Annotated in this window: 4 protein-coding genes and 1 tRNA gene; 3 read left to right on the top strand and 2 right to left on the bottom strand. The window is 42.3% G+C overall.

Features of this window, described 5'->3' with window-relative positions:
• The first annotated feature begins 233 nt into the window (after positions 1-233).
• From argE to NE535_RS06160, 3 genes are all read left to right on the top strand, one after another.
• Positions 234-1,385 (top strand): acetylornithine deacetylase, encoded by a 1,152-nt coding sequence (argE, locus tag NE535_RS06150; RefSeq protein ID WP_261297787.1) that lies wholly within the window; start codon positions 234-236, stop codon positions 1,383-1,385.
• A 148-nt stretch (positions 1,386-1,533) separates the two neighbouring features.
• On the top strand, positions 1,534-4,182 hold the full coding sequence (gene ppc / locus NE535_RS06155) for a phosphoenolpyruvate carboxylase (RefSeq protein WP_261297788.1): 2,649 nt from the start codon (positions 1,534-1,536) through the stop codon (positions 4,180-4,182).
• Complete coding sequence (locus tag NE535_RS06160) at positions 4,182-4,718, top strand: YceB family lipoprotein (protein WP_261297789.1); 537 nt, start codon at positions 4,182-4,184, stop codon at positions 4,716-4,718. Before ppc ends, NE535_RS06160 begins: the two co-directional genes overlap by 1 nt.
• Positions 4,719-4,969: 251 nt before the next feature.
• Here NE535_RS06160 and NE535_RS06165 read toward each other — a convergent pair whose 3' ends face one another.
• Together NE535_RS06165 and NE535_RS06170 are read right to left on the bottom strand one after the other, a co-directional pair.
• Entirely contained in the window at positions 4,970-6,244 is a 1,275-nt protein-coding gene (locus NE535_RS06165) for a CinA family nicotinamide mononucleotide deamidase-related protein (RefSeq protein ID WP_261297790.1), read from the bottom strand.
• A 283-nt stretch (positions 6,245-6,527) separates the two neighbouring features.
• Positions 6,528-6,604 (bottom strand) — tRNA-Asp (locus NE535_RS06170).
• Between the last annotated feature and the right edge of the window lie 76 nt (positions 6,605-6,680).

Below are 6,680 nucleotides of genomic sequence, written 5' to 3' on the forward strand. Positions count from 1 at the left end.
GTGTTAGCATAAAGCATTTTAGACGGAGGACGTCTCATTTGGCGCTATCGTCGCAGGAAGTTCGCTTTAATTATTGATATATTGGATTTCACAGCAAATTTACGCATATTTATTTTCATTTCTTACAGTCAAGTTGTAGTGCCTTAGTCATCTGTTTGCTAGACTAACACACAATATTATTTATGCAATATTACTGAATAAGTATTTTATTATTTTTCTACTTAGGATCATAAATGAGCACACTACCTCACCTTAAAGATGCGTTTTCACAGTTAATTAGCACACCATCTATTAGCGCGCTCGAACCTGAGCACGATATGAGTAATCATGCAGTTATAGGCTTGTTGCAAAACTGGTTTAGCGAGTTAGGTTTTAGTTGCGAAACTCCTATAGTGACCGACTCACGTAACAAGCAGAATTTAATCGCTCGCCTAGGTCAAGGTGAAGGCGGGCTTTTATTGGCAGGCCACACTGATACTGTGCCATTTGATGAAGGCCGTTGGAGCCAAAGCCCATTCGAACTCGTTGAAAAAGATAATCGCTGGTATGGTCTAGGCACCTGCGACATGAAAGGTTTTTTTGCGTTAGTCCTTGAAGCATTGAAAGATATGCCACTTAAAGACTTTAAACGCCCATTAACCATTTTTGCCAGCGCCGATGAAGAGACTACCATGAGCGGTGCCAAAGCGTTTGCCGACTCAAAAGCCATTGCGCCTGATTATGCTGTGATCGGCGAGCCGACCAGCTTAAAACCTGTATATATGCATAAAGGTCATTTAGCTCAGGGAATTCGGGTAATCGGTCGCAGTGGTCACTCTTCAGATCCCGCAAGAGGATTAAATGCCATTGAAGTGATGCATAAGGTCATCAGCCAGCTAATGAAACTGAAACAGCATTTAAGTGAAAACTATCGTGAAGATGCCTTTACTGTACCTTACCCAACCATGAACTTTGGCCATATTCATGGCGGTGATGCGGCAAACCGAATTTGCGGCTGTTGCGATTTACACCTTGATATTCGCCCTCTTCCGGGCATGGAACTGGCTGAGCTTGAATTAATGGTATTGAATTACTTAAGTGATATTAGCAAAGAGTATCCTGGCAGTATTAGCGTTAGCACGCTCTATCCTGGCGCTGAATCATTTGCCGGAAAAGCCGACAACCCATGGACCAAACTCGTTGCTGAGTTATCCGGCCATGAAGCAGAAGTGGTTAACTATTCAACCGAGGCGCCATACATTAATAAATTAGGCTGTCAGACTCTGGTTTTAGGCCCTGGCAGCATTAATCAAGCGCATCAACCTGACGAATTTATCGGTTTAGAATACCTTACACCGACGGTAGAATTGATCAAAAAAATGATTTATCACGCATGTATTAAGTAGAAATCACTAAATAAGCGCTACAAATTGCGCAGAGTGAAAGTTTTTAACGAAATAAAATTACAAAACACAGTGTTGGTGTATTGACCGAATACTGTACGATGGTTATTGTGATAGCCAGGCAATTTAAACGAGTGACTTTGGAGTATGTATGGCAGAGCAAGTGGCAGATATGTATGCCTCACTAAGATCAAACGTGGGACATTTAGGCCAAATTTTAGGTGAAACTATGCAAAGCCATCTTGGTGATGCATTTCTTGAGAAAGTTGAACAAATCCGTATTCTCGCCAAACAAGCTCGTAAGGGTGATGAAAGCTCACGCGAGCAAATGTTAGCCCTGCTAACATCTTTGCCTGATGAAGAGTTAGTCCCATTTGCCAAAGCCTTTAACCAATTTTTAAACTTAGCCAACATTGCTGAGCAATACCACACCATTAGTCGCAACTGCGATGAGTTAGTATGTGTTCCCGATCCTGTTGAACAGCTTCTGGGCAGAATATTAAATACCGATTTAGACGAAAATGATGTGATCAATTGCTTAAAGCAACTGGAAATCGATTTAGTGTTAACGGCGCATCCAACTGAAATCTCTCGCCGCACATTAATTCAAAAATACTCTGCCGTAGTTGATTGTTTAACTGACCAAGAAAATAGCCAGTTATCTGATAGAGAACGCAGCCAAAATAGTTTACGGTTACGCCAGTTAATTGCCCAAATATGGCATACCAACGAAATACGTAGCGAACGTCCAACGCCTGTTGATGAAGCGCGTTGGGGATTAAGCACCATTGAAACCTCTTTATGGCAAGCTATTCCTGATTTTCTACGTCAGCTAAATGATCAAGTTGAGCAACGTACCGGTAAAGAGCTACCTATTAATATCGCGCCAGTGAGATTTTCTAGCTGGATGGGCGGCGATCGTGATGGTAACCCATTTGTTACCCACAAAGTGACCCAAGAAGTATTAGATAGAAACCGTCATGCCGCTGCACGTCTTTATCTAAAAGACATTGTGGCATTGGTTGGCGAATTATCAATGGAGCAAGCTACACCTGAATTATTGGCCCTTACCGAAAACAGTAACGAGCCATATCGTGTGGTGTTACGCAAGTTACGTTGCAAATTGCGTAAAACAATCGACTATTTAAACGAACGCCTTGAAGGCCGTCACCCTGATATTGATACCAGTGACATAGTCTGGCACCAAGCAGACCTACAGGAGCCACTAGAGCTTCTTTACAATAGTCTGTGCGATAGCGGTATGAAGCTTATAGCAAACGGTTTATTACTCGATATTTTACGTCGTCTTGCAAGCTTTGGCATTCATATGTTACGTCTGGATATCCGCCAAGACTCAACTCGCCATAGCGATGTGATTGCTGAGCTAACCCGTTATTTAGGTTTAGGCGACTATAACGCTTGGGACGAAAACGAGAAACAAGCTTTCTTGTTACGCGAATTAACTAGCCGTCGCCCATTAATCCCTTCTAACTGGCAACCAAGCGATGATGTGGCAGAAGTCATTAAAACCTGTGCACTTATCGCAAAACAACCTAAAGAATCTTTAGGTTCATACGTGATTTCGATGGCGGGTAAACCGTCTGATGTATTAACCGTGTTACTGCTATTAAAAGAAACCGGTTGCAGTCATCCAATGCGCGTTGTGCCATTATTTGAAACATTAGAAGATTTAACCAACGCGGCAAGCTGCATTGAGTCATTATTAAATATCGATTGGTATCGTGGCTATACTAAGGGTATGCAAGAAGTCATGATTGGCTATTCCGACTCAGCAAAAGATGCCGGTGTGATGGCAGCGGCTTGGGCGCAATATCGTGCACAAGAGCAATTGGTTGCGGTATGTAATAAAGCTAACGTTAAATTGATGCTGTTCCATGGTCGTGGTGGTTCTATCGGACGTGGGGGCGGACCGGCTCATAAAGCAATTCTATCGCAACCTCCTGGTTCAGTTGATGGCCGTATCCGCGTAACGGAACAAGGCGAGATGATCCGCTTCAAGTTTGGCTTGCCTAAATTAGCCGTACAAAGCTTAGCTTTATATACATCGGCCGTGATGGAAGCGACGTTATTACCGCCTCCAGAACCTAAAAAGGCTTGGCGCGATTGTATGCAACGTATTGCTGAAGAATCGGTATCACATTACCGCGGTATTGTGCGTGAAGAAAAAGACTTCGTGCCTTATTTCCGCTCAGCGACACCTGAAGTCGAGTTAGGTAAACTACCGTTGGGTAGCCGACCTGCAAAACGTAAAGTCGATGGGGGTATTGAAAGTTTACGTGCTATTCCATGGATTTTTGCTTGGTCACAAAACCGCTTAATGCTACCTGCCTGGTTAGGCGCTGGTGAAGCTTTAAATGCTGCAATTCAACGTGACGAGCTAACATTACTTCGTGAAATGGAAGCTGAATGGCCATTTTTTGAAACGCGAATTTCTATGCTAGAAATGGTCTATATGAAAGCTGAGCCAAATTTAGCGCGTTATTATGAAAACTGCTTAGTGAAACCTGAATTACATCATTTAGGTGAAAAGCTACGCCAAAGATTACAACTCGGTATCGATACTGTGTTATCACTAACTGAATCAGATCAGTTAATGTCACATACTCCTTGGAACCGTGAATCAGTTAAACTTCGCAATCCATACATTGATCCGCTAAACTTCCTGCAAACCGAGCTATTAGCCCGTACACGTAAAGAAGCTGAACCTTCTGAGCACGTACAACTGGCGCTAATGCTTACTATCGCGGGCGTTGCCGCTGGTATGAGAAACACGGGTTAATGAAAACATTACAACTGATATTTGTCAGTGCATTGCTACTACTGACTGGCTGCGCCAGTCAGTACAGCATTACTGAAAATGAAATAGAAAATTACCTCAATAATGAGATGCATTTTGAGGTTAAACAAGGCAACCAGATTATCGGTATCAATTTGGTGTTAAATGATATGCAAGTTAGCTTAGGCGACAAACCTAACATTATGGGTTTAACGGCGACGACAAAAGTCAGTATCCGCAATCCGCTAATGCCAATCAGCGCTAAACTTAAAACAACATTTGAAGCACAACCTTGGTACGACAGCCAAACTAAAAGTGTCTATTTACGTCAGTTAAATTTAGTCAATGTCAGTGCTGAACCCGCCGAGATTGAACAAACACTCTCAACAATTACGCCACAAGTGATGACTTTTTTACGTGGTTTTTTAGAAAATCAGCCAGTGTATACGCTTGATATGAATGACACTAATCAAGCATTAATGGCTAAAATGACCAAAGAACTTGCGGTAGAAAAAGGCAAGTTAGTAGTAAAGTTTTAGCTGAGACATCTCTTAAAAATAAAGCGCTATAGGCGCTTTATTTTATTCTCTAATATTAATCAGAGTTGCAGAGAACTAACCAAAACCCGATTAAAGATATATAGCAATCCATTAATAATCTTAAATAAAAACATTATCTCAGCAGCTAGAAATCGTTAGTGGTAACAAGACTAGTTTACCCGTCAATCGCAGGTCTATAGCAAGCTTGTCCACGCAATTAGCGTTAAATAGCCGCTGAAGATAAATTCCGGTTACTTATCAAAGCGACCAATTGAAGGATAATCAACAATCACGGCTTCATCAAGCAATGCTCGGCGCAACATGTCATAAGCTACAGCAGCACTTAAACTTCTCACTAACTGACGAGAACGTCTAGGCAATTTAACCATTTGGCTATACACGCCCTGCTTGGTTGCCAATGCAATAGCGACTGTTCCGACAGGTTTATCATCAGTGCCTCCATCAGGGCCTGCGATACCACTGGTAGCCAAAGCAAAATCACTATCCAAAATCTTACGAGCACCATCTGCCATCGCCTCAACTGTCGCAATGGAAACGGCACCATGATCGTCCAAAATCTGTGGGCTAACGCCCAACACTTTCACCTTAGACTCATTACTATAAGTAACTAATCCATGATGTAAGTATGAGGAACTGCCAGCAAAAGCAATCAGCTGACTAGTGATCATGCCACCAGTGCAAGACTCTGCAACACTGAGGCTAAAACCCGATTGAAATAAACGACCATGGATCTCTTCGGCTAACGTTGCTTTATTTTCAGCAACAACCGCGGTACCTAAACATTGTTTAACCGCTTTAGTCACCTCAGGAAGCGCTCGGATCGCTTTATCGCCTCTGGCAAAGATTTTAATTTCAATGTGTGGCATTGAAGAGCGGTAACCTAATTCAACACCATCAGGTAGTGAAAGTTCTGTTAACATATCCGCTAATGCTGATTCGCCATAACCTATAGTGAGCAACTTATGCAATTGTGTATTGTCAGCCAAACCGAACTCTTGTGTAATAAACGGCACAAACTGCTCTGTAAACATATGCTTTAGTTCAAAAGGCACACCAGGGGTAAAAAACAACCACGCATTATTTAACTTAACTCTAAAGCCACAAGCTGTACCAACAGGGTTATCAACCATAACTGCAGATTCGGGTAACATTGCCTGCTTCAAATTACTCTTAGCCATCACTCGGCCACTTTTAGTAAACCAATCAACTAAATGTTCTCGCCATTGGACGTTTTCAACTAAGGCTTCCCCTTTGGCGACTGCCATAGCCAGTGCAGACATGTCATCGCTAGTGGGTCCTAAACCGCCATTAACCAATATCACATCTGCATGTTTGCTTCGCTCCTGAAAAACAGTAACTAGGTCATCTAAACGATCACCTACCGTTGTCCGTTGTTGCATTTCAATTCCAAGGGACATCAGCTCGTTAGCTACCCAAGCGGCATTGGTATCAATAATCTGGCCAGATAATACTTCTTCACCAGTACAAATCATCTCTAGCTTCATTGCTAAATCCTTTAATGCAGTAATTGCCCCATAAGTTATGGCAACCAATATGGCAATAGCAAGAAAATAGTTCGATTAATCAGAATGCTTTCCACATTAAACCAATAACCTTTTTGAAAAACAGTGAATATAGCGCTACATAATGGACTTTATTGTAGTGGAGTAAAGATGGGAAAAAGATCAGATCGTTAGCATGCTAATAAACTAAATAAGAATCTATATTTCGCTAAATCAGCAAAACGAAAAAAGCCCTAGCATTGCTGCTAGGGCTTTCATCTTAAGTTGGCGGAGCGGACGGGACTCGAACCCGCGACCCCCGGCGTGACAGGCCGGTATTCTAACCAACTGAACTACCGCTCCTTTAGTAAGTTGCTTACGCAAAATACTAAATTCTTTTATCGTCGCTAGCGTGTCATGGCTAGGAGACGTGCTCTTT

Origin of the sequence: Shewanella holmiensis, assembly GCF_025370255.1 — a bacterium.
GTDB lineage: Bacteria > Pseudomonadota > Gammaproteobacteria > Enterobacterales > Shewanellaceae > Shewanella > Shewanella holmiensis.